Annotated in this window: 26 protein-coding genes and 1 pseudogene; 13 read left to right on the top strand and 14 right to left on the bottom strand. The window is 62.7% G+C overall.

The window, feature by feature from the left end:
* Positions 1 to 409 precede the first annotated feature (409 nt).
* The 9 genes and pseudogenes from Q0094_RS02645 to Q0094_RS02605 all read left to right on the top strand — a co-directional run bounded on the left by Q0094_RS02645 (position 410) and on the right by Q0094_RS02605 (position 8,937).
* Positions 410 to 1,288: an ATP-binding cassette domain-containing protein gene (locus tag Q0094_RS02645; protein ID WP_297614974.1), complete on the top strand. Its 879-nt coding sequence runs from the start codon at positions 410 to 412 to the stop codon at positions 1,286 to 1,288.
* Positions 1,289 to 1,297: 9 nt separating this feature from the next.
* On the top strand, positions 1,298 to 2,608 hold the full coding sequence (locus tag Q0094_RS02640) for an HlyD family type I secretion periplasmic adaptor subunit (protein ID WP_297614973.1): 1,311 nt from the start codon (positions 1,298 to 1,300) through the stop codon (positions 2,606 to 2,608).
* Positions 2,609 to 2,709: 101 nt separating this feature from the next.
* A complete protein-coding gene (locus Q0094_RS02635) occupies positions 2,710 to 3,780 on the top strand; it encodes a glycosyltransferase family 4 protein (protein WP_297614971.1) in 1,071 nt (356 codons plus the stop codon).
* Between the two features lie 270 nt (positions 3,781 to 4,050).
* Positions 4,051 to 4,800, top strand: coding sequence for an FkbM family methyltransferase (locus Q0094_RS02630; RefSeq protein ID WP_297614969.1), 750 nt, complete (start codon positions 4,051 to 4,053; stop codon positions 4,798 to 4,800).
* Positions 4,801 to 4,990: 190 nt separating this feature from the next.
* Complete coding sequence (locus Q0094_RS02625; protein WP_297614967.1) at positions 4,991 to 5,743, top strand: glycosyltransferase family 25 protein; 753 nt, start codon at positions 4,991 to 4,993, stop codon at positions 5,741 to 5,743.
* Positions 5,740 to 6,561 carry a polysaccharide pyruvyl transferase family protein gene (locus Q0094_RS02620; protein WP_297614965.1) on the top strand — a complete coding sequence of 274 codons (822 nt, stop codon included), beginning with the start codon at positions 5,740 to 5,742 and terminating at the stop codon, positions 6,559 to 6,561. Before Q0094_RS02625 ends, Q0094_RS02620 begins: the two co-directional genes overlap by 4 nt.
* 267 nt (positions 6,562 to 6,828) lie before the next feature.
* Positions 6,829 to 6,999 (top strand): annotated as a pseudogene (gene cpsB, locus Q0094_RS02615) (mannose-1-phosphate guanylyltransferase/mannose-6-phosphate isomerase); the annotation flags it as partial.
* 137 nt (positions 7,000 to 7,136) lie between these two features.
* Positions 7,137 to 7,457 (top strand): hypothetical protein, encoded by a 321-nt coding sequence (locus Q0094_RS02610; RefSeq protein WP_297614962.1) that lies wholly within the window; start codon positions 7,137 to 7,139, stop codon positions 7,455 to 7,457.
* A gap of 535 nt (positions 7,458 to 7,992) precedes the next feature.
* The gene (locus tag Q0094_RS02605) at positions 7,993 to 8,937 is read left to right on the top strand and encodes a DNA-binding protein (protein WP_297614960.1); all 945 of its coding nucleotides are present in this window, start codon (positions 7,993 to 7,995) and stop codon (positions 8,935 to 8,937) included.
* An 11-nt stretch (positions 8,938 to 8,948) separates the two neighbouring features.
* Here the strand turns inward: Q0094_RS02605 and Q0094_RS02600 are convergent, their stop codons facing one another.
* On the bottom strand, positions 8,949 to 9,596 hold the full coding sequence (locus Q0094_RS02600) for a BON domain-containing protein (RefSeq protein ID WP_297614958.1): 648 nt from the start codon (positions 9,594 to 9,596) through the stop codon (positions 8,949 to 8,951).
* A gap of 176 nt (positions 9,597 to 9,772) precedes the next feature.
* Between Q0094_RS02600 and Q0094_RS02595 the strand changes: the two genes are divergently transcribed.
* A complete protein-coding gene (locus tag Q0094_RS02595; RefSeq protein ID WP_297614956.1) occupies positions 9,773 to 10,198 on the top strand; it encodes a cytochrome c in 426 nt (141 codons plus the stop codon).
* A gap of 104 nt (positions 10,199 to 10,302) precedes the next feature.
* On the opposite strand, the gene Q0094_RS02590 is transcribed toward Q0094_RS02595, so the two are convergent.
* From Q0094_RS02590 to Q0094_RS02580, 3 genes are all read right to left on the bottom strand, one after another.
* Positions 10,303 to 10,833 carry an Hsp20/alpha crystallin family protein gene (locus tag Q0094_RS02590; RefSeq protein WP_297614954.1) on the bottom strand — a complete coding sequence of 177 codons (531 nt, stop codon included), beginning with the start codon at positions 10,831 to 10,833 and terminating at the stop codon, positions 10,303 to 10,305.
* Positions 10,834 to 10,958: 125 nt separating this feature from the next.
* Positions 10,959 to 11,855: a Crp/Fnr family transcriptional regulator gene (locus Q0094_RS02585; protein WP_297614952.1), complete on the bottom strand. Its 897-nt coding sequence runs from the start codon at positions 11,853 to 11,855 to the stop codon at positions 10,959 to 10,961.
* A gap of 27 nt (positions 11,856 to 11,882) precedes the next feature.
* Complete coding sequence (locus tag Q0094_RS02580) at positions 11,883 to 12,350, bottom strand: host attachment protein (protein WP_297614950.1); 468 nt, start codon at positions 12,348 to 12,350, stop codon at positions 11,883 to 11,885.
* Positions 12,351 to 12,648: 298 nt separating this feature from the next.
* Between Q0094_RS02580 and Q0094_RS02575 the strand changes: the two genes are divergently transcribed.
* On the top strand, positions 12,649 to 13,293 hold the full coding sequence (locus Q0094_RS02575; RefSeq protein WP_297614947.1) for a Crp/Fnr family transcriptional regulator: 645 nt from the start codon (positions 12,649 to 12,651) through the stop codon (positions 13,291 to 13,293).
* Positions 13,294 to 13,466: 173 nt separating this feature from the next.
* Here the strand turns inward: Q0094_RS02575 and Q0094_RS02570 are convergent, their stop codons facing one another.
* From Q0094_RS02570 to prs, 3 genes are read right to left on the bottom strand one after another with little or no spacing between them, the layout of a single operon-like run.
* The gene (locus Q0094_RS02570) at positions 13,467 to 13,736 is read right to left on the bottom strand and encodes a glucose-6-phosphate isomerase (protein WP_297614945.1); all 270 of its coding nucleotides are present in this window, start codon (positions 13,734 to 13,736) and stop codon (positions 13,467 to 13,469) included.
* On the bottom strand, positions 13,733 to 14,176 hold the full coding sequence (locus Q0094_RS02565; protein ID WP_297614943.1) for a CBS domain-containing protein: 444 nt from the start codon (positions 14,174 to 14,176) through the stop codon (positions 13,733 to 13,735). The genes Q0094_RS02570 and Q0094_RS02565 overlap by 4 nt, the downstream gene beginning before the upstream one ends.
* Before the next feature lie 55 nt (positions 14,177 to 14,231).
* Complete coding sequence (prs, locus tag Q0094_RS02560; protein ID WP_297614941.1) at positions 14,232 to 15,239, bottom strand: ribose-phosphate diphosphokinase; 1,008 nt, start codon at positions 15,237 to 15,239, stop codon at positions 14,232 to 14,234.
* Between the two features lie 109 nt (positions 15,240 to 15,348).
* Between prs and Q0094_RS02555 the strand changes: the two genes are divergently transcribed.
* Positions 15,349 to 15,774: a DUF2267 domain-containing protein gene (locus Q0094_RS02555; RefSeq protein WP_297614939.1), complete on the top strand. Its 426-nt coding sequence runs from the start codon at positions 15,349 to 15,351 to the stop codon at positions 15,772 to 15,774.
* A gap of 17 nt (positions 15,775 to 15,791) precedes the next feature.
* Complete coding sequence (locus Q0094_RS02550; protein WP_297614937.1) at positions 15,792 to 16,820, top strand: hypothetical protein; 1,029 nt, start codon at positions 15,792 to 15,794, stop codon at positions 16,818 to 16,820.
* A gap of 3 nt (positions 16,821 to 16,823) precedes the next feature.
* Here Q0094_RS02550 and Q0094_RS02545 read toward each other — a convergent pair whose 3' ends face one another.
* From Q0094_RS02545 to Q0094_RS02515, 7 genes are all read right to left on the bottom strand, one after another.
* Positions 16,824 to 17,477 (bottom strand): phosphoribosyltransferase, encoded by a 654-nt coding sequence (locus Q0094_RS02545; RefSeq protein WP_297614935.1) that lies wholly within the window; start codon positions 17,475 to 17,477, stop codon positions 16,824 to 16,826.
* A 4-nt stretch (positions 17,478 to 17,481) separates the two neighbouring features.
* Positions 17,482 to 17,793, bottom strand: a complete 312-nt coding sequence (locus Q0094_RS02540) for a hypothetical protein (RefSeq protein WP_297614933.1) — start codon at positions 17,791 to 17,793, stop codon at positions 17,482 to 17,484.
* A 29-nt stretch (positions 17,794 to 17,822) separates the two neighbouring features.
* Positions 17,823 to 18,350 (bottom strand): universal stress protein, encoded by a 528-nt coding sequence (locus Q0094_RS02535; protein ID WP_297614931.1) that lies wholly within the window; start codon positions 18,348 to 18,350, stop codon positions 17,823 to 17,825.
* A 94-nt stretch (positions 18,351 to 18,444) separates the two neighbouring features.
* A complete protein-coding gene (locus Q0094_RS02530; protein WP_297614929.1) occupies positions 18,445 to 19,611 on the bottom strand; it encodes a helix-turn-helix transcriptional regulator in 1,167 nt (388 codons plus the stop codon).
* Positions 19,612 to 19,843: 232 nt separating this feature from the next.
* A complete protein-coding gene (gene csgH, locus Q0094_RS02525; RefSeq protein WP_297614927.1) occupies positions 19,844 to 20,266 on the bottom strand; it encodes a curli-like amyloid fiber formation chaperone CsgH in 423 nt (140 codons plus the stop codon).
* A gap of 50 nt (positions 20,267 to 20,316) precedes the next feature.
* Positions 20,317 to 20,703: a hypothetical protein gene (locus tag Q0094_RS02520; RefSeq protein ID WP_297614925.1), complete on the bottom strand. Its 387-nt coding sequence runs from the start codon at positions 20,701 to 20,703 to the stop codon at positions 20,317 to 20,319.
* A 93-nt stretch (positions 20,704 to 20,796) separates the two neighbouring features.
* On the bottom strand, positions 20,797 to 21,189 hold the full coding sequence (locus Q0094_RS02515; RefSeq protein WP_297614923.1) for a hypothetical protein: 393 nt from the start codon (positions 21,187 to 21,189) through the stop codon (positions 20,797 to 20,799).
* Positions 21,190 to 21,194 lie beyond the last annotated feature (5 nt).

Raw genomic sequence — 21,194 nt, 5'->3', positions numbered from 1 at the left:
ACCCGGATGAAAGCCGCGTCTTGACCTCGGTAGCTAGCGTTTTGAACACCAATGGGCAGCTCCTGCCCAGGCTCAACACTTATGATGTAAGCTTTGGAAGCCGCTGTTTGCACAAGTGCGTCGATCGCTAAGATTTTCTGTCCCACGTTGGCTGTGGTGTTGTTGAAATCTTTCATGCTCGTCTTCCCTATTTTAGTTCAGGTGGCTGACGGCGGTGCCGCAGCTGTGCGTTTCGGGACCGCACGCGATTGAAGGGCGCACAGCAACATTTCTGAGAGTGTGAGCTTCGAGACCACGTGGGGCTCTCGGCTGTGTGGGCATTCTTGATGTGATGCCGTCGCGCGGCCGCGAAGCTATCAAACACAGATGTTGTTGCTTGTCCGCATGAAGCCTCGGCGCGTCAGCATCCATGGGCGCGATGATCGCCGCCGTGATCTTGGGTGGGCGGACACTGGCGCCACTGTCGCAATTGGCTTCGGCAATGTCCCGGGCCAACGGCGCGCGCCAAGCCTATCGCGCGCTTTCCTCTGTCATGAATGATACCTTTGACCAGATTGACAGCAACCGTTCACGGCTGAGCCGCCCCCATTTGTCCGGTGCGGTCGAATTCAAGAATGTGAGCTACACCTTTCCGGGTGCAACCAATCCGATCATTCGCAATTTCTCGTTGAAGATCCCTGCGGGGCAAAAGGTTGCCATTGTCGGCCGGATGGGCTCGGGCAAGTCGACCATGTCGCGCCTGATTTCGGGACTGATCGAACCCGGTGAAGGCTCCATCCTGATTGATGGCGTGGACTTGCGCCAGATCGACAAATCGGATGTGCGGCGCAATGTGGGTGTCATGTTGCAAGAAACCTGGCTGTTCTCGGGTACGGTGAAAGAGAACCTTCAGATGGGGTTCTATGAATATGACGATGCGCATCTTTTGAACATCGCCAGGCTTTCCGGGGTTGATGATTTTGTCTCCAGCCATCCGCAAGGCTATGACATGGAATTGCGCGAACGGGGCGAGGGGCTCTCGGGTGGGCAGCGCCAGTCAATCAACCTTGCCCGGGCTCTTTTGCATGATCCCAACCTGCTTGTTTTGGACGAGCCGACAAGTTCGATGGACACCGCCACAGAAAAGGCCGTGATCGGGCGATTGAAAGCTTGGGCTGGTGGCCGAACGCTGGTGATGGTGACGCATCGCAACACGTTGCTCGAACTTGCCGACCGCGTTCTGGTTATGGATCAAGGCACCATCGTTGCAGACACGACGCCCGAAAAACTCAAGGCACAAGCGCGGTAAGAGGGCAACATGGCTGACATCGATTTCAAAACCTTGTCGCGTGACATGGCCGGCCGTGAAGGTCTGGCCGGATCGGCGATCATGCTCAGCATTGTTGCGCTTTTGGGGTTAACTTTGATCTGGGCAAATTGGGCCGAACTGGACAGCGTGACCCGAGGCGAAGGTCGGATTGTTTCCTCGGTCCAGAACCAGATGGTGCAGGCGTCAGAAGGGGGCGTTATCTTGCGCCGCTACGTGTCGGAAAACACCGTCGTCGCCGAAGGCGAGGTGCTCTTTGAAATCGATCCAGTCGATGCCAGCAGCGAGTTGAACCGCCTGGCCCAACGTCTTGCTGGACTTGATATCAAGGAGTTGCGACTGCAGGCAGAAATCAACGGCGGCGACTTTTCCGTGCCGGCTGACTTGAGCGCGCGCTCACCGATGGTGGCGCTGACAGAACAAAGCTTGTTTGCCGCGCGCCGCGCGGAACTGGCCGGGATGCTTGCGGTGCTCGAACAGCGGTTGCAGCAACGCCAACAGGACCTGCGCGGGGCCGAATCCATGGTGGGCACAGCCGAACGTACGGCAGGTTTTCTTGAGGAAGAGATCGCAGTGGTCGCACCCCTTGTGCGCGACAGTATCGCACCCGCCACCCGACTGTTGGAATTGCAGCGTCAGTTGGAACAGATCCGCGGCGAAGGCGATCGTGCGCGCGTCGCGATCGAACAAGCCCGCTCGGGCATGCAGGAGCTTGAGACCGAGGTGGAAAACGCGCGGGCAAACTATGTGCTGCGGGCAATGGACGAATTGAATTCCGTCGTCGCCGAGCAAAGCGAACTGCGTGAATCGCTGCCCCGGCTTGAGGAACGCGTCAGCCGCACGGTGATCCGTGCCCCGATGGAGGGGATCGTCAGCCGGCTGAACTTCCGCACGCCTGGCGGTTTCGTGAATACCGGTGACGTGATGCTGGAACTGGTCCCCACAGGTGAGGCTCTGATCATCGAGGCACGCATCATGCCCCAAGATATCTCGCGCATCAGGGTGGAGGATGATGTGCGCATCCGCCTGTCGGCGTATGATTCCGCCAAATACGGTTCAGTCGATGGGCGCGTGATCCGCATCAGCCCCGATGCCGTCGTCGATGACCGGAATCAGGGTGCCAGCCATTACCTGGTGGATGTGGCGATCGAGGGTGAATTGATCCTTCAAGACACCGGCCTTGCCGTGACGTTCATTCCTGGCATGACGGCAACGGTCGATGTGCTTTCGGGCAAGCGGACCGTGCTGGAATATGTCTGGCAGCCGATGGCAAAGATACAGGAGCTTGCGTTGCGCGATTGACCAAGGATGGTGCGTTGCCACCCCATGGTTGCGCTTTGCGCCAGCGCGCTTGACACCCAAGACCGGCGCGCTGTCTATGGTTCGGCTGTCGGAGACCGCTGATGCAAGATGCGCCTGAGCTGTTCGTGACCAACTTCAATCCCCGCTACACGGGGGTATCGGCCACCGCCGCTGCGGTTTTGCCAGAGCAGATCCACAGGTTCAGGGCCGTTTTGGTGGGCTGTGCCTTGCCCGGCTGCCCGGACCCGATCACCAGGAAGCGCGCCTTGGCCTTGTCGCGCACCGCCCCAAAGGATCGGCCTTTTGCGATCTGGCATGTGCGCCGCAACACCGAGATGCAGCTTGCGCTGATCGCGCGCGATCTGTTGCGCTTGCCCATTCGGATCGTCTTTACCTCGGCGGCGCAGCGCCGGCATTCGGCCTTTCCACGATGGCTTATCGGGCGCATGGATGCCGTGATTGCCACGACCGATGCAGCGGCAGGTTTTGTGCCGGGATGCCGGGCCATCGTCCCCCATGGCGTTGACACAGTTCGGTTTTGTCCCGCGACAGACAGGGCAGCGGCATGGCGCGCAACGGGCTTTCCCGGCGAATATGGTATCTTGACCGTCGGGCGTGTCCGACCCGAAAAGGGCACCGATCTGTTTGTAAAGGCGATGATCCGAGCCTTGCCGGACCTGCCGGGGGCCGTCGCCGTCGTGGCAGGCATCGCCAAGCCGGCGGACCGGGCCTTTCTCGCGGGATTGAAGGCCGAGGTCGCGGCGGCTGGCCTGGCTGATCGCGTCATCTTTGCGGGGGATGTTCCAGCCGAACGGATGCCCGGTCTCATGCAGGGATCGCGCTTGCTCATGGCGCTGCCGCGCTACGAGGGGTATGGCGTCACGCCGATCGAGGCCATGGCCTGCGGTGTGCCGTTCATCGCAAGCCGGACGGGGCATTTCGCGGAATTCGCCGGACCCGAGGGCGGCCCGGATCAGGCAGGAGCGGTGGTGGCACCCGAGGATTGGCGATCGGCGGCTGATGCTGCGCTTGCCCTTCTGACCGATCTGCCGCGCCATGCGGTGATCTCGACCGCGGCGCGCAACCGCGCCTTGCGTCTGTTCAGCGTCACACGCGAGGCCGCCGCCATCGGTGCTGTTTATGAAGATCTCTGGTCAGGACGCCACCCTTGATTGCGCAAAAAAAGGTGCATTCTCGGCCCCTTGGGCGGTGCATGGTCCGATGATATGTGGTTTTCGCCAGAGGCGACGCATGGTGTTGCTTCCCGACTGCGCTGTGTCAGGTTTTCAACGCGCCTATGACCTGCTACTTCTGTTCCGTCAGAAAAGGTGTGGCACGATATGCAAGGCGATTGGCGGTCAGTCACGGAGATGGAGCAATCCGCGCTTGATCCTTATTCTCACCTCCCGTTCGGATATTTCGCGCCAAACGTCGTTCAGCGCATGCTGATTGGACTTGGTCGCGCCAGCTTCCTGAAGCGCGGCGTGTTTCGGGGGGGCATGACGCGGTTGATCCTGGCTTTGGGCCGCAGCCCGCTCGACATCCGTTTTCGCCGGGCTGGCTATCGTATCCGCGGGGAACAGAACCTGATCGAATACGGTCTGCTGTTGGTGCCCAACTACAATGGCACTGATATCGATTTCCTGCTCGACGGAGCGCCGGAGGATGCAGCGTTCGTCGATATCGGCAGCAATATCGGCCTTTACGCCTTGCCCTTGGCTGTGGCGCGTCCCATGGGGCGCGTCGTGTGCGTCGATGCAAACCCCAAGATGATCGCGCGCATCCTGTGGAATTCCGCCGCCTCCGGCCTGAGCAATCTGGTGGCTGTTCATGCGGCTGTCTCTGACAGTGATGGGCGTGGCGATCTGGTGATCCGAAAGGATGACGTGGCCATCGTCGCAGTCAGGCAAAGTGCGAGCGGGGAAATGCCCATTCGCACGCTGGCGGCGATCTTGTCCGAAACCGGCCTTACGGCGATCCATGGGCTTAAGATCGACATCGAGGGCAACGAAGATCGTGCGCTCGTGCCGTTTCTCGACACATGCGACGAGAGGCTGTTGCCCCGCCGGATCGTGATCGAACATCCCGAGCCCGATGCCGATTATCCGGGCTGCGCCGCCGCATTTGCCCGCCGGGGATATCGTCTTGTGGCGCGCACGCGGAACAATTCACTCTATACGCTGCCCTCATGATCACGCAAAAATGGGCGCATACACCATGAACCCACCACTTGGACTAGCGGCCAAGGCCACGAAACATTCTTGGGAAACACTGTCAAATTTCATAATTTTATGGCCATTACGGTAGCAATCGGCGATAGACTTAAAGCCCTGTGACAACTATTAATTATCTACTGACATTGACAACTGTTTTGGACCTCATATGGATCAGCTTGCCACCTTTGTGATTAATCTTGACTCTAGCCCAGAACGATTGTCCGCAACCGCAGTGCAGATGGACAAAATCGGATTAACCTTTGTGCGGCTGGCAGCAGTTGATGGGCGTCGATTGGATCACAAGACCTTGGGCATTGGAGCCATCAACACTATAGGGCGTCAATTAACCCCGGGTGAGGTGGGTTGTTTTCAAAGCCATATCAAGGCCGCCGAGGCATTTTTGCAAACTGATGCTGAATTGGGTCTTGTACTGGAAGATGACGTTGCTGTCACAGAGCACACAATGGCGACTCTACAGGCATTTTGTCGGGACTGGCCGCGGCAGTCAATCTGGGATGTCGCCAATTTGGCACGTCCTGCAAAACGATATTTTACGCCCATTCGAGACGCAGTTTGGAGTGGTCCGCTGCCTCTATTTCAAGCTCATTATATGCCCGTGACCACAACCGCGCTCATGTGGACTCGCGGCGGCGCACGAGCTTTCTTGATGATGGTGCAGGCAACAGGAATGCGTTATCCAGTAGACGTGCAAATTCAGCGTTGGATTGCGCGGACAGATCGTGGTCTCGCCTGCCAGCCCGCACCATTCGGTGTACGCTCGGAAATCAGCACCATCTCCACAGATCATCGCCGCAGTTCGAAGGGGTTGCGCGGCCATCGTTTGCGGTTGATGCATTTGATACAAATCCATTTATTGGGACTTAAGGCGCGATTGCGTGCGCAGGGACGACTGTCATGAAGCCTAGCCATCGTCCTGAATTCAATGCACTTGCTACGCGACTGCAGACGATAGCAGCAGGACGCCCTGCTGTGTTCTTTATCAACCCTGGAAACTGGGGTGATAGTTTGATTCGTGAAGGTGCCGAAGCCTTTCTAAGGTGGGCAAATATTTCATATGTGCCGATCCGCGCAAAGGATATCCACAAAGGCCGTCTAACGATTGAAACTGCCAAGGCAGCAACAGGTCACCCAGATCCAATCATGATTTATAATGGGTCTGGTGCGCTGACCACACACTATGATATTCTGCCGAGATTAGCCAATCTTGCCACTGCTTTTGACACGGTTGTGATTTTGCCGTCAACCTTTGCAATACCCATAGATCGTAACTTGTTTCCCAAGGATACACATTTTTTTGCACGGGATCACTTTCAAAGCCAAGAGTACATGCCTGATAGTTTCTTTTGCCATGATATGGCGTTCTTTTTGGATATTGCGTCTGCGGCTCCTATCGAACCGCATGGTCTGTTCTTCCGGGAAGATGCAGAAGCGCCCAAAGATGGTTTCATGCTGCCCAAATCTAACGTCGACTTGTCGAGGCTTGGGCGAGCGCACACGCCCGTTGATCGTTTGCTGGAGCGGATTGGGCGCTATGCTCAGGTGTCCACGAATCGGCTACACATCGCGATTGCCGCTATTATGTTAGGGCGACGTGTTCATATGGCCCCCAATGATTATTTCAAGATCAAGGCGATCTTTGACAGTTCGATAAAGTCCCACTACCCAAACGCATATTTTTTCAATTCAGCAAAAGAGTGTTTGAGTCATATTTCATGATCGATTACTGATTTTTCTGTCGTGGTCTTTTCGTTTGTCAAGCAAGGCACGATGTCAGCGGATTCTTCATCAAGCTGCTCATGCAGACTACGGGTATGAGTGCGAGGTCTCGAACTGGAAAAGATCGTATTGCGCTGCTTTTTGATTTAAGCCCTTTTTTGATCGAACCCTTAAAGGCTTTTTGTTGTGTCGTGCTTTGAAGAGGTGGTTCGCTTTAATTGGCCGGGCGTTTCCCCCAAACATGGAAAGGGTTCGGGGGCCGCCGGTGATAAGGTGATCTTGCTGACCGAGAACCAGTCGGTCTATGTTCCCCCCGGCGCAATCCACCGGCTGGAAAACCCCGGAAGGTTGCCCATGGTCTTGATCGAGGTTCAAACCGGCAGCTATTTCGGAGAAGATGACATCATCCGCTATGAAGATGTCTATGCGCGGACCTGATCTTTCACGGCGCTCACGCGGCCCCCGTTTGGGTGCGCCCTGAGACTTTGGTGCGATTGCTGCCCGAGGATCACTGTATCAAGGTGAGGTGTGACTAACCCCGGCGTGACCGAGGCGCAAACCAGACAGGGGCACCCGTGGCCAAACAAAAAGACGACCGTCAGCGCCCGCTTGATGCCGTGGTCGCGCTGGAAATTGCGAAATCCCAGCGTGATTTCTACCGCACCCAGCTTGATGATCTGCGCGCTCAGCTTGCTGCCGCCAATGCGCGCGCCGAAAAAGCCGAGGATCGGCTTCAGGAAACCACACGGATGCTGTTCGACCTTGGCCGCGATGCGCTTGCTGCACGCCCGCAATCCAGCGCGACCGAAGTCATGATCGAAGGCCGCAGCGTGCTGCGCCTTAGCCGCCCTGTGGCGCATGATGGATACGCGCCACACGGATGGCCGCAGGGCTGAGCGACCGACCCAATCGGCGTGGCTTTTGGGCGGGGTGGATCGCCGTCGTAACCGGCCGATCGGGCCGTTGCGCGCCGTCAATGCGTGATTCCCTCAAGTGCGGCATTCTGAAATCTCTCGATGGGAAGATCAGGAACGGACATAGGCAGTGATCTGGCGCCTTCGGGCAAGGGACCACAGGCCGATCCTCCGAAACTGTATCGACCTGTCGGGCCGATCCACCGCGGTCGGGCAAAGATTATCCGGGGGTGACCCCGATGAACGATGCCCGAGCCGCGGTGGATCTGGTCCTGCCCCGGACCAAGGGGGTGGGGCGGTCGAGATGTCCCCAGCTTCTCCCGCCTCGCCCCCGCCCCGGGGCATGCTGGCGTTTGGCCGGCAATCAAGCGCCCTTTCGCCCCCTTGAACTGCCCCCGGGTCTTGCGGATGCGCGGTGCGTGTTGCGCCCCGTCAATGCCGCGATCCCGGCAAGCGTCAAGCCTGTCGCCATGCGGCACACAAGGGCCGAACCCACGAAAATCACGGAGAAAACCCGATGTCCTTGACAGAACGGCGCGTTCCTCAGCCATCGTCCGACCCCGCCCTGATCTTGTCCAATCTTCAGATCGCGGACCGGTTTTCGCGTTTTGCCGATCTGCTCGATCAACAAGGCGCCGACCGCTTTCGCATCCGCGCCTATCGCGCCGCCACCGATGAGATCGTGGCGCTGGACGTGCCGCTGGAAGACATCCACGCCCGTGGTGGCATCGCAGCCTTGATCGCGCTGCGCGGTATTGGCCGCGGCATCGCTGCCGCCATCGTCGAGATGCTTGCGACAGGCCGTTGGGGGCAACTCGACCGGCTGGAGGCGGCGCTGACACCGGCGCGGCTCTTTGCGACCATTCCCGGCATCGGTTCCGTTCTGGCCGAGCGGCTGGTGGATCTGCTTGGCGCGCAAACGCTGGAAGATCTGGAGGCCGCGCTGCGTCTGGGCGATGCCGAGGTGCCGGGGGTCGGCGCGCGCCGGCGGGCGGCGATCCTGGCGGCCCTGGCTGCGCGCCTTTCACGCGTCCCTCGTGGGCGGGCGGGCCGCACAAAGCCGCCCGCGCCGCCGGTTGGCCTGCTGCTCGAGGCCGATGCGCTCTACCGCCGCAAGGCTGCGGCCGGCCAGTTGCGCAAGATCGCACCCCGTCGCTTCAACCCTGAAGGACAGGCGTGGTTGCCGATCCTGCATCTGCGCCGCGACGACTGGCATCTGACGCTGCTCTATTCCAACACCGCACGCGCCCATGAGCTTGGCCGGACGCAAGATTGGGTCGTGGTCTATTTCCGCGAGGGCGCAGGCCCCGAGGGGCAATGCACCATCGTGACCGAAACCCAAGGGCCCCTTGCGGGTCATCGTGTCGTGCGCGGGCGTGAGGCGGAAAGCATGGCCCGTCTGCCCGACGACGCCTCCGGGCCCGATCAAGGCGCGGAGGCGTGGCTGCGGTCAAGCGGCTGAGCCGGGTCGTGTCAGGCGACCGTCAGATGATCGATCACCTCGGTCACGCCGGGGGCCGACCATGCCGCCCGTTCGGCGGCGCGGCGTTCGCCCAGATACCGCACCCGCCCCTCAAGGGTGACGCGGCTGCCTGCCACATTCACCCGGATCGCGCTGGCATCAAGCTCGGCATCGCGCTTGAGCGCCTTTTGGATGCGGTCTGACACATCGGCGGGTTTGACTGCGGGGGTGATCTTGATGCGGTTGTTCACGCCCGTGACACCCACCAGGCGGCGCACCGCCTGTTCGGTGGCGGTGGATTGATAGTGCCATTCCACATCGCCCTCCAACGTGACCCAGCCCTTGGTGACAGTTGTGGTGATCTTTTCATCCGGCACCGAGCTGTTCCATTTCAGCGTGTTGACGATGCGCTTGGCGATTTCGTCATCCGCGGTGATATGCGCGCCGATGGGGCGTACTTCGATGTCATCGGCGATGGCGCGCACGCCTGGGATGCGCTCGACGATGTCGCGCACGGTGACCTTGTCGCTGAAGGATCGCACATGGCCCGTCAGCGTCACCACATTGCCATCCACGGCCACGCCGATATCGGCCGCGTCAAAACTTGGTTCGAGATCCAGTTCTTCCAGAATATCCAGTCTCAGTTCCTTGTCGCCCATGATGATCCTCCATCGGCTGCGGGGTGAACAGGGGGTGATGCTAGCGGGGCGTGGGTCATGGGCATTGACCATGCGCAAGCCCGCCGCGGATGGGCATTTGCGTGCCGTCAATGCTGTCGATCGCATCCGCGCCAAGACTGTGGGCACCCAAGTCTTCCCACATGCAGGAGATCATGATGCCCAAGCGCACCCTTGTTTCGCGCCGGTTTGTCCCGGTGCTGGCCCTTGCCCTCATCGGACAGGCCAGTATGCCCGCCCTCGCTTTCGCCGACGAGGCAGGTCGGATGGAATACATGTACAGCTGTTCGGCCTGTCACGGCGAAACCGCGCTGGGCGATGGCCCGGTCGCGCGCTATCTCAACGTGCCCACCCCCGGGCTGACCCGGCTGTCGGCGGAAAACGACGGCGAATTCCCCTTGCTCGAGATCATTCAGGTGATCGACGGGCGCAGCGGGGTGGGCCCGCATGGCACGCTCATGCCTGTCTGGGGCGCGCGCTACATGGCTTCGGCGGTCGAGGATGCGGGCCATTTCGGGGCCGAGGTCGTCGTGCGCGGCCGCATCCTGTCGATCGCGCGCTATCTGGAATCGGTCCAAGAATGACCGCGCCGTGATCGGCGCTACAGGGGCCCGGCGGCGTGGGGACTAAACACCGCCGGGCCCGCGGCGCACCGATTGCTCGGCGCGCCCAAGACGGCCCCTTGGGGTTAGGCCGCCTTGATTTCGATCTTGCGTTCTTGCTGGCGGGCTTGCGCCGTTTTGGGCATCGTCACCGTCAGGATGCCTTGGGCCAATTGCGCCGTGATCTTGTCGGGATCAGCCCCCGTCGGTAGCCGCAGGCCGCGCTGAAAGGCGCCATAGCGCCGTTCGCTGAGCAGATAATCGGCCTTTTCGTCGCGGGTCTGTTCGGATTTCTCGCCCCGGATGGTCAGCATGCCATCGGTGACGCGGATGTCCACATCCTCGGCGGTCAGGCCCGGCAATTCGGCGGTGACGCGGTATTCACCGTCGCAGTCGATCACCTCGACCACCGGCGACAGCGGCATGTCGACCCTGAAGCCTGCGCGCGGCCCCATGCGCCGCGCCAGCGGATGGCGCCAGAAACCGCTGCCGAAATCGTCGAACAGGCGGTCGATCTCGTCGCGCATGGTCACCAGCGGCGCCCAGCCGTCGCGGCCTGCCTCGGTGCTGGGTGCGGCCTCGTGCTGCACATCCACGGATGAACTGTGTTTGGGCATCTGTGTGTCTCCTGTGTGGGGGGCTGCCACCCGGCGGCAGCGATCCGGCCTCCGACATCATTATGGCGCGTGGGGCGGTGGCGGCATTGACGACCATCAAGGGCCGGGCCGCACCGCCCCTTGGCTTACTGGCGCGCGGCGCCTTGTCCTGCCCCCGGCAGACGTGACCGCGCCGACAAGACCCCGCTGCCCATGCGTGATGCGGTGGACATGTGCAATGTGTGCGTCTGCAAGGCGTGGCTTGTCATGCCATAGGGCCCTTCGGATGTGCCGCGGCAATGGGCGATCTTGTCCAGATCGGGGTCCAGACCAGCCAATTCCGACAGCGCTGCCAGATCGTTGATCCGGTATCGCGCGGGCGACACGCTGTGCAAAACATCGGCTTCAGCAAGCTGGCCCAGGGTCCGGCAGATCGTTTCGACGGTGGTGTTGGTGACATCGGCCCAATCGCGCCGCGATATGGGAATAGAGACCACAAGACTTCCGTCCGGCATGGGTTCGCCGGGCATGATTTCAGCGGCCATGACCACAAACGCGATGATGCGTTCACGGCTGTTGAGCGCGCCACGCCGCCAGACCAGTTCAAGCTGGCGGGCATGCTGTTGGGCGGCCGCGCGCAGGATTTCCAGACGCAAGGCGGGATCACGCTCCATCATGCTGCGCAGGATCTTGGGATCAAAGGCACAGATCTCGATGTCGGTGGCGGCCGATATGGTGCAGTTGCCCGTCCCATCCAGCAATGTTCCGACCACATCCGATGGCACAGCCAGATCGACGATGCAGCGCCGCCCGTCTTCCAGGATCCGTTCGGTCCTCAGATAGCCGCGGCGCAAGATGCCGGTCAGCTTGGGTGCCTCGCCAGCATCGCGCATCACCCAATCTTGCGGCAGCTTCCGCACCCGCGCACCTTGGCGCCCGGCGGCCGCTGCCCCCGCATTGATCGCGCGGCAGATCGCGCGGCTTTTCAGCGGGCAATTCATGCAAGCTTCTGCGCTGGCAAGGCTGTTGTGCATCTGGGTCATCGGCAGTCTCTCCTGGTCGGGCCGCGCTCAGGCGCCGCGGCGTTTGTCGTTTTCATGGATCAATTGCAGCACCCGCTTGCGCAACTCAGGCTCGGGCAGCGTGATCAGGTTCAAGGCACGCTCTGCCACAAGGATACGCTTCAGGCTTGCGGGCAGTGCCATCTGCAAGACACCCAGCATCAAGGGGCCTGCAAAGATGGCCAGCCGTTCAAAATCATCCGCACGGCGATGGAGCTCGAGAAAGCCAAGAATGTCGTGTGCAAATTCCTCCATATCCTTGCGGATCGGGCCGCCCGGGGCGTCAGATGTGACATCGCCTTCGTCATCATCGGCTGACAGATCGTCGCGCGATGTGATGGCCATGCTGTCGCGCAGATGCCTGGCCCCCGAGGTGCTGAACAGCTCAACCGGGTCTTCGCCATCGACACTGTCGAGACGGCGCAAGATGCGCGCGCGCATCCCATCCGTCACCAATGCCCAAATGCGAAGTGCCACTATTGCTGCTCCCAATAATATACCCTGTCAACTTTCTGACCTTCGGGGAAACAGGGCGATCAACGCATTGACTTTGCTCAATGAAGGCAAATGAAAGTTTTGCCAATTATTGTCCATGTTACCTTTTTAGTAACGTACGTGACATTCTCATGACGCAAGCGGCACTGCCGAACACTGGTGTGTGGCGCTTTTGCCGGGCCAGATCTTGCGGGCCGTGCGCAGGCAGGGATGCATCTGAACTGCACAAGGGGGAAATATGGCTTTCGTGCCAAAAAAGACCGGAACCTGCGTTTCAAGCATGATCCCGGAACTTGCGCATGTGCCCGAGGACATCTTGGCGGAACTCAATCAGATCTGTCAGGTCCGCAAACTCGATGCGGGTCAGGTCTTGACCGATGCGGGCGATGCTTTTGACACCGTCGGTTTCGTGACGGATGGCATCTTGCGGATGCAAAAGACCCTGCCCGACGGGCGCCAGCATGTGGTGGGTCTGTTGGTGCCGGGCGACATGTTCGGGCGGGTGTTTGACGGCCCGATGCAGTTTGCCCTCGAGGCGGCCATCGAAAGCACGCTTCTGACCTTTCGCCGCGGCCCGTTCGAAGCGCTGCTGTCGCGTTCCCCGGCGCTTGACCGGATCATCTTGCTCCAGTTCCTGACCGAGATCGACCGCAGCCGCGACTGGATGATCGTCTTGTCGAACCCGCGGGTCCGGGGGCGGCTGGCGGGGTTCTTGCTGACGCTCTGCAGCCGGTTTCAGACGGTGGAAAACCTGTTTGGCACGATGAACGGGCGCCTGACGGTCCGCATTCCCATCAGTCGCGCGGATGTGGCCCATCTTTTGGGCGCGCGGCCTGAATCGATCAGCCGTGCCTTTCATGCCTTGGCCGACGACGGCTTGCTCGAGATCATCCGCCCCGATCTGGTCGCGATCGACAGTCTTTAGGATCTGGCCGGCGAAGCGGGCGAGCCGGAATTGGTCGACGCGATCCCCGACACCATCCTGACACAACTCGGCGGCAAGCCGCTGCATTGACATCAAGGACCATGACCGACCCGCGCATCTTTCTGCGCGGGTCTTTGCACGGGCGGTATCGGCTTGTGCGCTCGCCGCCCCGGTCAGGGGCAGGCCGCCACGAAATAGGTGCCATCACCGCGCGCATAGGCACAGCGCCCGACGGCTGCGTTCTGGGCCACAAGCGTGCCGGCCGCAGCCCCGGCCAAGGCCGCGATCAGCCGCCAGTTGGAATCCGCGCCCAGCGCCTCGGCGGTGATCAACCCGGTCGCGGCCCCCGCCGTGATCCCCACCAGCGTGCGCTGCTCGGTCGTCAGGTTCTCGCAGCCTGCCACCAGCGCAAGCGCGGCCAGCCCCGCCCAGCACCGGTTCACGTCGCCACCCCCCGACCCGCGCCGTCGTGATGATCGGCCACCGCATGCAACACCTCGCCCGACAATTCGCGGCTGACCGAATGGGCAATGTCGCCCAGGCTCAGCATCCCGACCAGACGCTTGTCGTCATCGATCACCGGCAGGCGGCGGATCTGTTTTTGTTCCATCAGATGGATCGCATCCTCGACCGTCGACGACAGGCGGCACCACACGATGCCCTTGGTCATCACGTCCTTGGCCGTGGTGGTTGCCGGATCAAGCCCGCGCGCCACGACGCGCAGCGCGATGTCGCGGTCGGTCAGCATGCCGATCAGCTTGTCATTCTGGCCGATGGGCACGGCGCCGATGTCGTTTTTTTCCATCATGCGCGCGACGTCCTTGACCGATGTGTCGGCGCTGGCCCATGTGGCCTTGGGGTGCATGGCTTTCGAGATCTTCATGACCGTCTCCCTGTGTGATCGAGGATCTTGAGCATGGCCTGGCGCGCGGTTGCGGTCATTGATGGGTCGCAAGGGGCACCACGCATGGCGGGGCGGGGGCGGATTGTGGCCTTGCATCATGGATGCATGCGATTGCCTCGGCGATCATCGGGGCCACACCCAAAACCCGCAGCCGCCCCGCCAGACCCATGGCCACCTGCGCAAAAGGCGCGACGCTGTCGGTCACGGTCAGGCTGTCGAAAGCCCCGTTCCCCCTCACCAGATCGACCAGCGTGTCGGTGAACAGGGCATGCGTGGCCAGCCCATGCACCTGGGCTGCGCCATGGGCGCGGGCGGCTTGGGCTGCGCGCAAGAGCGTACCACCGCCACAGATCATGTCATCGACAACATGGACCGAAGCCCCCGCCACATCGCCCGCGAATTGCGTGCCCGACACCACGCCAGCGCTGCGCCGTTTTTCGACGAAGCCAAAGCGCACCGGCCGCTGGGTCGCCGTCTCCAAGGCCTCGGCCATCAGCTGTGCGCGCTTGACCCCGCCCGGATCGGGCGACAGCACCGCCAGCGGGCGCGCTGCGTCTTTGACGCGCGCCGCGATATCGGCCGCCCAGAGCCGGTCGGTCGCCAGATGCAGCACCGGCCGGCGAAAGGCACAATCGAGCGCGGCGATGTTATGGGCCTCCAGCGTCACAAGCTGATCGCAGCCCATCGCCTCGATGGTCTGCGCCACATAGCGTATCCCCAGCGGGTCAAAGGCCTTGGTCCGGCGGTCCTTGCGGCCATAGGGCAGATAGGGGGCAATGGCCGTGACGCGCGCGGCGCCATGATCGCGGCAGGTGGCCAGAAAGAACAGCAAGCGCAGCAAGCGGTCGTTGACCGATGCCTCCGGCCCCCCCTGAAGCGCGGCCAGCACAAAGACATCGCGCCCGCGCGGATCGATCAGGGGGCGGGCCTTGTGTTCGCCCCGGTCGAAATCGCGCTCTTCATGGGGGGCGATGGGCCAGCCGCCCGCCGCCGCGATGCGACGGCCCAGTATGTCCGATCCCTTGAGCGTGAAAAACAGCATCACGCGCCACCATGCGCCGTGCGAGCGGTGCGCGCATTGCCTGCGGTCAATGCCCCGGCGCCCACCGGCGCCCAAGCTTGGCGGCAGCGATCACGCGAAAGGACATCCCATGTCGATCACCGGCATCTCCTCAATCGATCACGCACCACAGGTGGTGGCCGAATGGCTCAATGAATTATGCGCCGATCTGGGCTGGTCGGAAAAGGGCCGTGCCTATCTGCTCTTGCGCGAAACCCTGCATGCGGTGCGCGATCTTTTGACCGTCGAAGAGGCCGCCGATCTGGCGGCCCAATTGCCGATGTTGATGCGCGGCATCTTTTTCGAAGGCTGGTCACCCGCCGCGATGCCCATCCGGGCACGCAGCAAATCCGACCTTCTGGCGCGCGTGAGCGCGACATTCGACAAGGCGCCGTTGCCCGACCCCGAGCGCGCGGTGATGGCGGTGCTGGATCTGTTGCGGCGCCATGTGTCGGCGGGCGAGATCGCGCAAGTGCGCCAAACCCTGCGCAAACCCATCCGCGCCATGTGGCACTGAGCCTTGCGGCCCGGTCTATGGCGCCCATACCCCGCATCCGCCCCCCCGGGTTGGCCGACAAGCGCGCCTTTCTGGAAAGCGGCGCGCCCTGGCCCGATGACCCGCCGCCGCGCTGCATCGAAACCCATGCCTCGCTGGTGTTTCTGACCACGACGCGGGTGTTCAAGCTGAAAAAACCCTGTCGCCTGCCGCATGCCGACATGCGCAGCCTTGCGGCCCGTGCGCGGCTTTGCGCCGAGGAATTGCGCCTGAACCGGGCCATGGCCGGTGAGGTGTATCGCGGTCTGGTCGCGCTGGTGCAGACGCCCGAGGGTGGTCTTGCGCTGGGCGGGCCGGGGCGGATCGTCGATTGGCTGGTCGAGATGGCGCGCCTTCCGGCAAGCGCCATGCTCGATTGCCGTTTGATCCAAGGGCCACCGCCCACCGCCCCGGAGATCACGGATTTCGGCCGCGTGATGATCACCTTTTACCGCCGCCAGATTGCGCCGCCCGGTGCAGGCCAGACCTATTTCACCCGCCTCGCGCGTGAGATGGCCACCGACCTGGCGCATCTGCACCAGATGCGGGCGCATCTGGGCGGGGCGCTGTGCGACAGCATGCTGGCGCGCGCCCGCGATGCTCTGGCCCGGGCGCGGCCGCTCATTCTGGCGCGCGGCGCGGCCGGACTGGTGATCGAGGGCCATGGCGATCTGCGGGCCGAACATGTCTGTCTGATCCGGCCGCCGCTGGCCTTTGACCGGGTGGAATTCGACCATGATTTCCGCCTGATCGATCCGCATGACGAGATGCTGGGCCTTGGGCTTGATTGTCGCTTGCTGGGGGCGGACTGGATCGGCCCGGCCTTGTCTGCGCAACTGGATGGGGCAGGGTTCCCGGCACCTTGCCCCGAATTGGCACAGGTCTATGCCGCGACCCGTTGTCTGACACAGGCCCGCCTTGCCATCGACCATCTGCGCGATCCCAACCCGCGCACACCCCGGAAATGGGCTCCGCGCGCACAGCGCTTTCTGGCCATGGCCACGGCATTGCTGGCGCCCCTGGGCTGAGCCTCAGCCGTCTTTCTGGGCCAGCGCGTCGGTCACTTCGGCATCGGTGATCTGTGGGAAATCGGCGAAATGGGCACCCACGGCATGAAACGGGCTGGGGGTGGCCAGACAGATCACCTGATCTGCGTCCTGGGCAAGCTGCGTCAGCACCTCGCGCGGGGCGACGGGGATGGCGACGATCAACCGATCCGCGCCCTGCCGCCTGAGCCACCCCAGGGCCGCGCGCATGCTGGCCCCGGTCGCGACACCGTCATCGACCACCAAAACGGTCTTGCCTGCGACCGCCACCATGGGCCGCACCCCATGCCACACTGCCCGCCGCCGCGCGATTTCGGCAATCGCGGGGGCTGCCAGTTGCGCGATGTCGGCCTTTGACAGGCCGGCGATCCGGGCAACATCGTGGTTGATGCGGATTTCGGGGGCTTGCCCGTTGGTCACGGCGGCCACCGCCAGTTCCGGCTGGCCGGGCAGACCCACCTTGCGCACCAGCACCACGTCAAGCGGCGCCTTGAGCGCCGATGCGATCACCCGTGCCACAGGCACGCCGCCGCGCGGCAATGCGATCACCACCAGATCGCATCCCTTTGCAAGCGCCGCCTTGATCGGGGGCAAAAGCCTGAGCCCCGCGTCGGTTCGGTCGGCAAAGATCGGCCCCATCACGTTACCTCCGGCAAAGCCGCTCGATGAAGGCCCGAACAAGCGCACAGCAGCACCAGCGCCGCGGCGCCGGTGCCGGATCGGGCGGATCGGGCAGGGCGGGCGGATCTGGCGGCTCTGCCGGACCGACCCAAGGCGGCAGGCCATCGGGCCTGCCCGCGCGCTGTTGCAACTGGCGCACCTTGGCGCGATCGATCCGCAGATGTCGGGCGATCTCGTCTTCGGCCAGCCCCAGATCGGCGAACATGGCGACGGTGGCTTCGGGCCATGGACCCAGATGCGCGCCCATGTCCCCGGTGTCTTGTCGGTCGGTCATGTCTGATCCCGTGTGCGATCGCCGCCGCCTCAGCGGACGATGACAACGGTGCGATCGGTGGCATGCAGCACCTTTTGCGTGACGCTTCCCACCAGAACCTCGCGCAGCCGCCCCAAGCCGCGCCGCCCCAACACGATCATGCCGGCGCCCTCGGCCTCGGCCATGTCGAGGATTTCATCGGCATAATCGCCTGCTGCGACACGGCTTCGGATGTCGCGGGCGCCGGCGTCTGCGGCGCTGGTGCAAGCACGCGCCAAAATCTCGGTCCCGATCGCCTCGATCACCCAGGCGCGTTCGACCGCGCCTTTCGTTGCCTCGTAATAGGCACCAAGACTGCTGGCCGATGAATGGCCCGCGCTGTGCGGGGCACGGGCAAGATGATCGAGCAGATGCTCGGTTTCCGCCAGCCGCGTCAGCTCGATCGAAGGCCGGGCATGCAGTTGCACATGCAAGATGCTCAAGCCACGGTGCAGCTTGTCGGAGAGTTCCGCTGCACAGGCCACGGCGCGCGCGCCCGTTTCCGAGCCGTCAGTTGCCACGAGGATTCGATCCGCCATTGCCGCTTGCCTCCCTTGGTTTCGGTCTTGTCGCGTTGGGGCCCATCCTCGGCTGTGGGGCCTGCGTGCGCATTGTCAGCCGTCAACGCGGGCCTCACAGCGGCAGGGCGCGCGCCATTTGCAGCAAGAGCGCCACCAATTCGCTTTGCCGGGTGGTTCCGGTCTTGCGCAAGATCGACGACAGCTGATTGCGCAAGGTCTGTTTGGACACCGCTTGCGCGCGCGCCAGTTCCGGCAGGGTCCGCCCCTCGAGCAGCGCCAGCGCCAGTTCCGCCTCGCGCGCGGTCAGATCGAACATCGCCCAAAGCGCATCGCGTCCAAGGCGCAGCTGATCGGCGCCATCAATCACCATGATCGCCACGCGCCCCTGTTGCGCACAGCCCCCCCCACAGGGCAGATCGGTTCGGCTGAGCGCGGAAAGCGGCGTCAGCGTCAGCACGCGCGGCGCCTTGCGTGCGCCCGACTTCAGGCCCATCACAGCGCTGCGCGCGGAAACCGACAGGCTCGCCTGGGCGACCGCATCTTGCAGATGGGCGGTATCTTCGGGCTCGACCGCCTGCAAGGTTCGGTCCATGCCCAACACCAGCCCAGTGCCCACCCTGAGCAAGACCTCGCCGCGCCCATTCATGGCGTGAATGCGGCAAGCGGCATCGACGATAAAGGTCGGAAACGAGCTCAGTTCCAGAAAATTGCGCGCCTCGATCTGGGCCTGACCAGCCCCAAGCGTCAGATCGGCAATGCGCGCAGCTTGGGCCAGATGCAGCACCAATTCACCCAACACCATCTCGGCGGCTGGTGCGGCCTGGCGTTCCGCATGGGTGGGGTAACGGATTTCCAGCACCGTCTGCACCGGACCCTCGCGGGCGATGACCACACCGGTCGCGGCGTCGAAATCGCCGCCTTGTGCCAGCCAATCCCGAAAAAAGGCTGTGGCGCGAAAGCTGGACCGCGCCATCAGGGCCGTGTCCGAAAACACGGCACCCACGGGCCGGCGGCGATGTTCGCGAAACAGCGGGTTGTTGGCCGCAAGGCTGGCCGGAAAGGCTGGCATGGCCAAACCGCCCAGCCCGCGATGCAAGATACCGCAAGCCGCCGGTTGCGTGCTGTCTTGCCGGTAAAGCAGGGCCGCAGCCCCGGGGATACGCGCGGCCACCAGATCCAGAACCGCCGGCTGAAATCGCCCCTCAAGGGCCGCCTCATAGAGCGCGCCGATCTCATGGCGCGAGACATGAAGACCATCGTGCAAGGTTCCGTCCGCCATCCATCCCCCTTTGCACATGCATCGCATGCGCGTGCTTCCGGCGGACAAGCCTTACGGGCCCCTCCGATGGAAGGGGGTTGATGTTTTCCCGCTTTGTCAGGTGGTTGCCAGATGTCTTGGCCCTGATGGATCGCCGCCGTGGCGGCCTGTGCGACCGCTTGCAATAGGTCGCGCGAATCGTGGCGGGCGGCATTGATGATGGTCAAACACGCCGCTGACGGCAGCTGGGCCTTCACAGCGTCGCGGTGCAGATCACCACCTCGCCTGTGTGGATCGTCAAGAGCGCGCTCAGCGCGTCGCCTGCCGACACGCGGATCGCCACGGCCCCCAAAAGCCGCTCGCCCCCATCCCTCCGGGCGGTAAACCTGCCATCTTGAACCGTTCGGGATGTCCCGCTCAGGCCCTGCTTCAGCACGGTCAGCCGATAGCTGCCCGCCGCGGGTTCGGGGCCCACAAAGATGCCCACAAGCTGCATGACGCGCCCCTCGTTGTCCATGCGGATCGAGCAGACAGGCGCATCCGGGTTGGTCTGGGCCTTTGGGGTTTGGGGGATCAACAGGGCGATGCACAGCACGAGGCACACCGCCACCGCCCTGCTGACCCCCGACCCCGTCACGGCGCCTGATCGATGTCTGGACAGTCTCTCCATGGTCATGATCCCTTGGGGCTGTGGTGGGGTCGGTCGCAAACCGGCAGCGTGCCGGATCACTCGAACAGTGCATCGAACCGCGTTGAGATGCCGCCCGCCGTGCCGCTGCGGGATATGGCCAGGTCACCCAAACGGGTTGACGCTTGCGTCGAGGAATGAATGGCCAGATCACCCGTCTGGGTAACGGTTTGTTCATGGCCTTCGCCCGATTGCGACAAGGCCGACAGATTGTAGCGCCCTGTCTGCGCCACTGTGGCAACGTTTTCCAAACCCTGTTGAAGTGTGAAGGAGAAATTCCGCCCTTCCTGGGTGGTGGATGCGCTGTTTTCGGCGCCGGTCTGGACCGTTTCCGACAGGTTCTGTGCCGCGACGGGGCCGGCAAGGGCCAGGCACAGTATCAGGCCAAAGTGCAGCGAAAGACGATAGCGGGATGGGGTCGGCATGGGCTGTGCCCTCCATTCAGGGGTGGTGTATCGACCGATTGGGGGCCGTGGGCCGCTGGCTTTTGGCCTTGGTCCCACGACCCCCGACACGGATCAGTTGGACTGAACGGTCATCGATGTGTTGCCGATGCCATGCTGGATCGTCTCGGCCTCATGGCCGACGCCCAGCTGCATCGTGGCGGAACTGTTGACGACACCGAGTTGATCGGTGATCGACAGGTTGCCGCCGCCCCACTGGTTGGTGGCCGAGAAATTGCCCACGCCCGTTTGCATGGTCAGCGAGCCGTTGAAGCCACCCGGCACGCCGTGACCGCCGATTTGCCCACCGACTTGCCCGGTATAGGCGCCGTTGTAATTGCCGTTCTGGATCGTGCCTTGTGCGTTGCCGATGCCGAACTGCTCGACGAGCGACCAGTTGCCGCCGGCATTGGCAGCCCCGGCAGCAAGAACGGTGGCAGCGATCAGGGGCATAATGAAACGTTTCATGATTG

Origin of the sequence: uncultured Roseicyclus sp., from assembly GCF_937892565.1 — a bacterium.
GTDB lineage: Bacteria > Pseudomonadota > Alphaproteobacteria > Rhodobacterales > Rhodobacteraceae > Roseicyclus.
Note: the sequence above shows the minus strand (reverse complement) of the source record. Positions and strands in the feature narration are given on the sequence as shown.

Excerpts from the sequence above, each read along its gene's own strand:
- Q0094_RS02645 (WP_297614974.1), top strand. The coding sequence starts at position 410 with ATGGGCGCGATGATCGCCGCCGTGATCTTGGGTGGGCGGACACTGGCG.
- Q0094_RS02550 (WP_297614937.1), top strand. The coding sequence starts at position 15,792 with ATGGCGCCCATACCCCGCATCCGCCCCCCCGGGTTGGCCGACAAGCGC.
- Q0094_RS02635 (WP_297614971.1), top strand. The coding sequence starts at position 2,710 with ATGCAAGATGCGCCTGAGCTGTTCGTGACCAACTTCAATCCCCGCTAC.
- Q0094_RS02535 (WP_297614931.1), bottom strand. The coding sequence starts at position 18,350 with ATGGCGGATCGAATCCTCGTGGCAACTGACGGCTCGGAAACGGGCGCG.
- Q0094_RS02625 (WP_297614967.1), top strand. The coding sequence starts at position 4,991 with ATGGATCAGCTTGCCACCTTTGTGATTAATCTTGACTCTAGCCCAGAA.
- Q0094_RS02540 (WP_297614933.1), bottom strand. The coding sequence starts at position 17,793 with ATGACCGACCGACAAGACACCGGGGACATGGGCGCGCATCTGGGTCCA.
- Q0094_RS02620 (WP_297614965.1), top strand. The coding sequence starts at position 5,740 with ATGAAGCCTAGCCATCGTCCTGAATTCAATGCACTTGCTACGCGACTG.
- prs (WP_297614941.1), bottom strand. The coding sequence starts at position 15,239 with ATGCTGTTTTTCACGCTCAAGGGATCGGACATACTGGGCCGTCGCATC.
- Q0094_RS02545 (WP_297614935.1), bottom strand. The coding sequence starts at position 17,477 with ATGGGGCCGATCTTTGCCGACCGAACCGACGCGGGGCTCAGGCTTTTG.
- Q0094_RS02600 (WP_297614958.1), bottom strand. The coding sequence starts at position 9,596 with ATGGGCGACAAGGAACTGAGACTGGATATTCTGGAAGAACTGGATCTC.
- Q0094_RS02605 (WP_297614960.1), top strand. The coding sequence starts at position 7,993 with ATGTCCTTGACAGAACGGCGCGTTCCTCAGCCATCGTCCGACCCCGCC.
- csgH (WP_297614927.1), bottom strand. The coding sequence starts at position 20,266 with ATGACCATGGAGAGACTGTCCAGACATCGATCAGGCGCCGTGACGGGG.
- Q0094_RS02595 (WP_297614956.1), top strand. The coding sequence starts at position 9,773 with ATGCCCAAGCGCACCCTTGTTTCGCGCCGGTTTGTCCCGGTGCTGGCC.
- Q0094_RS02585 (WP_297614952.1), bottom strand. The coding sequence starts at position 11,855 with ATGACCCAGATGCACAACAGCCTTGCCAGCGCAGAAGCTTGCATGAAT.
- Q0094_RS02630 (WP_297614969.1), top strand. The coding sequence starts at position 4,051 with ATGCTGATTGGACTTGGTCGCGCCAGCTTCCTGAAGCGCGGCGTGTTT.
- Q0094_RS02575 (WP_297614947.1), top strand. The coding sequence starts at position 12,649 with ATGATCCCGGAACTTGCGCATGTGCCCGAGGACATCTTGGCGGAACTC.
- Q0094_RS02590 (WP_297614954.1), bottom strand. The coding sequence starts at position 10,833 with ATGCCCAAACACAGTTCATCCGTGGATGTGCAGCACGAGGCCGCACCC.
- Q0094_RS02530 (WP_297614929.1), bottom strand. The coding sequence starts at position 19,611 with ATGGCGGACGGAACCTTGCACGATGGTCTTCATGTCTCGCGCCATGAG.
- Q0094_RS02520 (WP_297614925.1), bottom strand. The coding sequence starts at position 20,703 with ATGCCGACCCCATCCCGCTATCGTCTTTCGCTGCACTTTGGCCTGATA.
- Q0094_RS02555 (WP_297614939.1), top strand. The coding sequence starts at position 15,349 with ATGTCGATCACCGGCATCTCCTCAATCGATCACGCACCACAGGTGGTG.
- Q0094_RS02565 (WP_297614943.1), bottom strand. The coding sequence starts at position 14,176 with ATGAAGATCTCGAAAGCCATGCACCCCAAGGCCACATGGGCCAGCGCC.
- Q0094_RS02515 (WP_297614923.1), bottom strand. The coding sequence starts at position 21,189 with ATGAAACGTTTCATTATGCCCCTGATCGCTGCCACCGTTCTTGCTGCC.
- Q0094_RS02640 (WP_297614973.1), top strand. The coding sequence starts at position 1,298 with ATGGCTGACATCGATTTCAAAACCTTGTCGCGTGACATGGCCGGCCGT.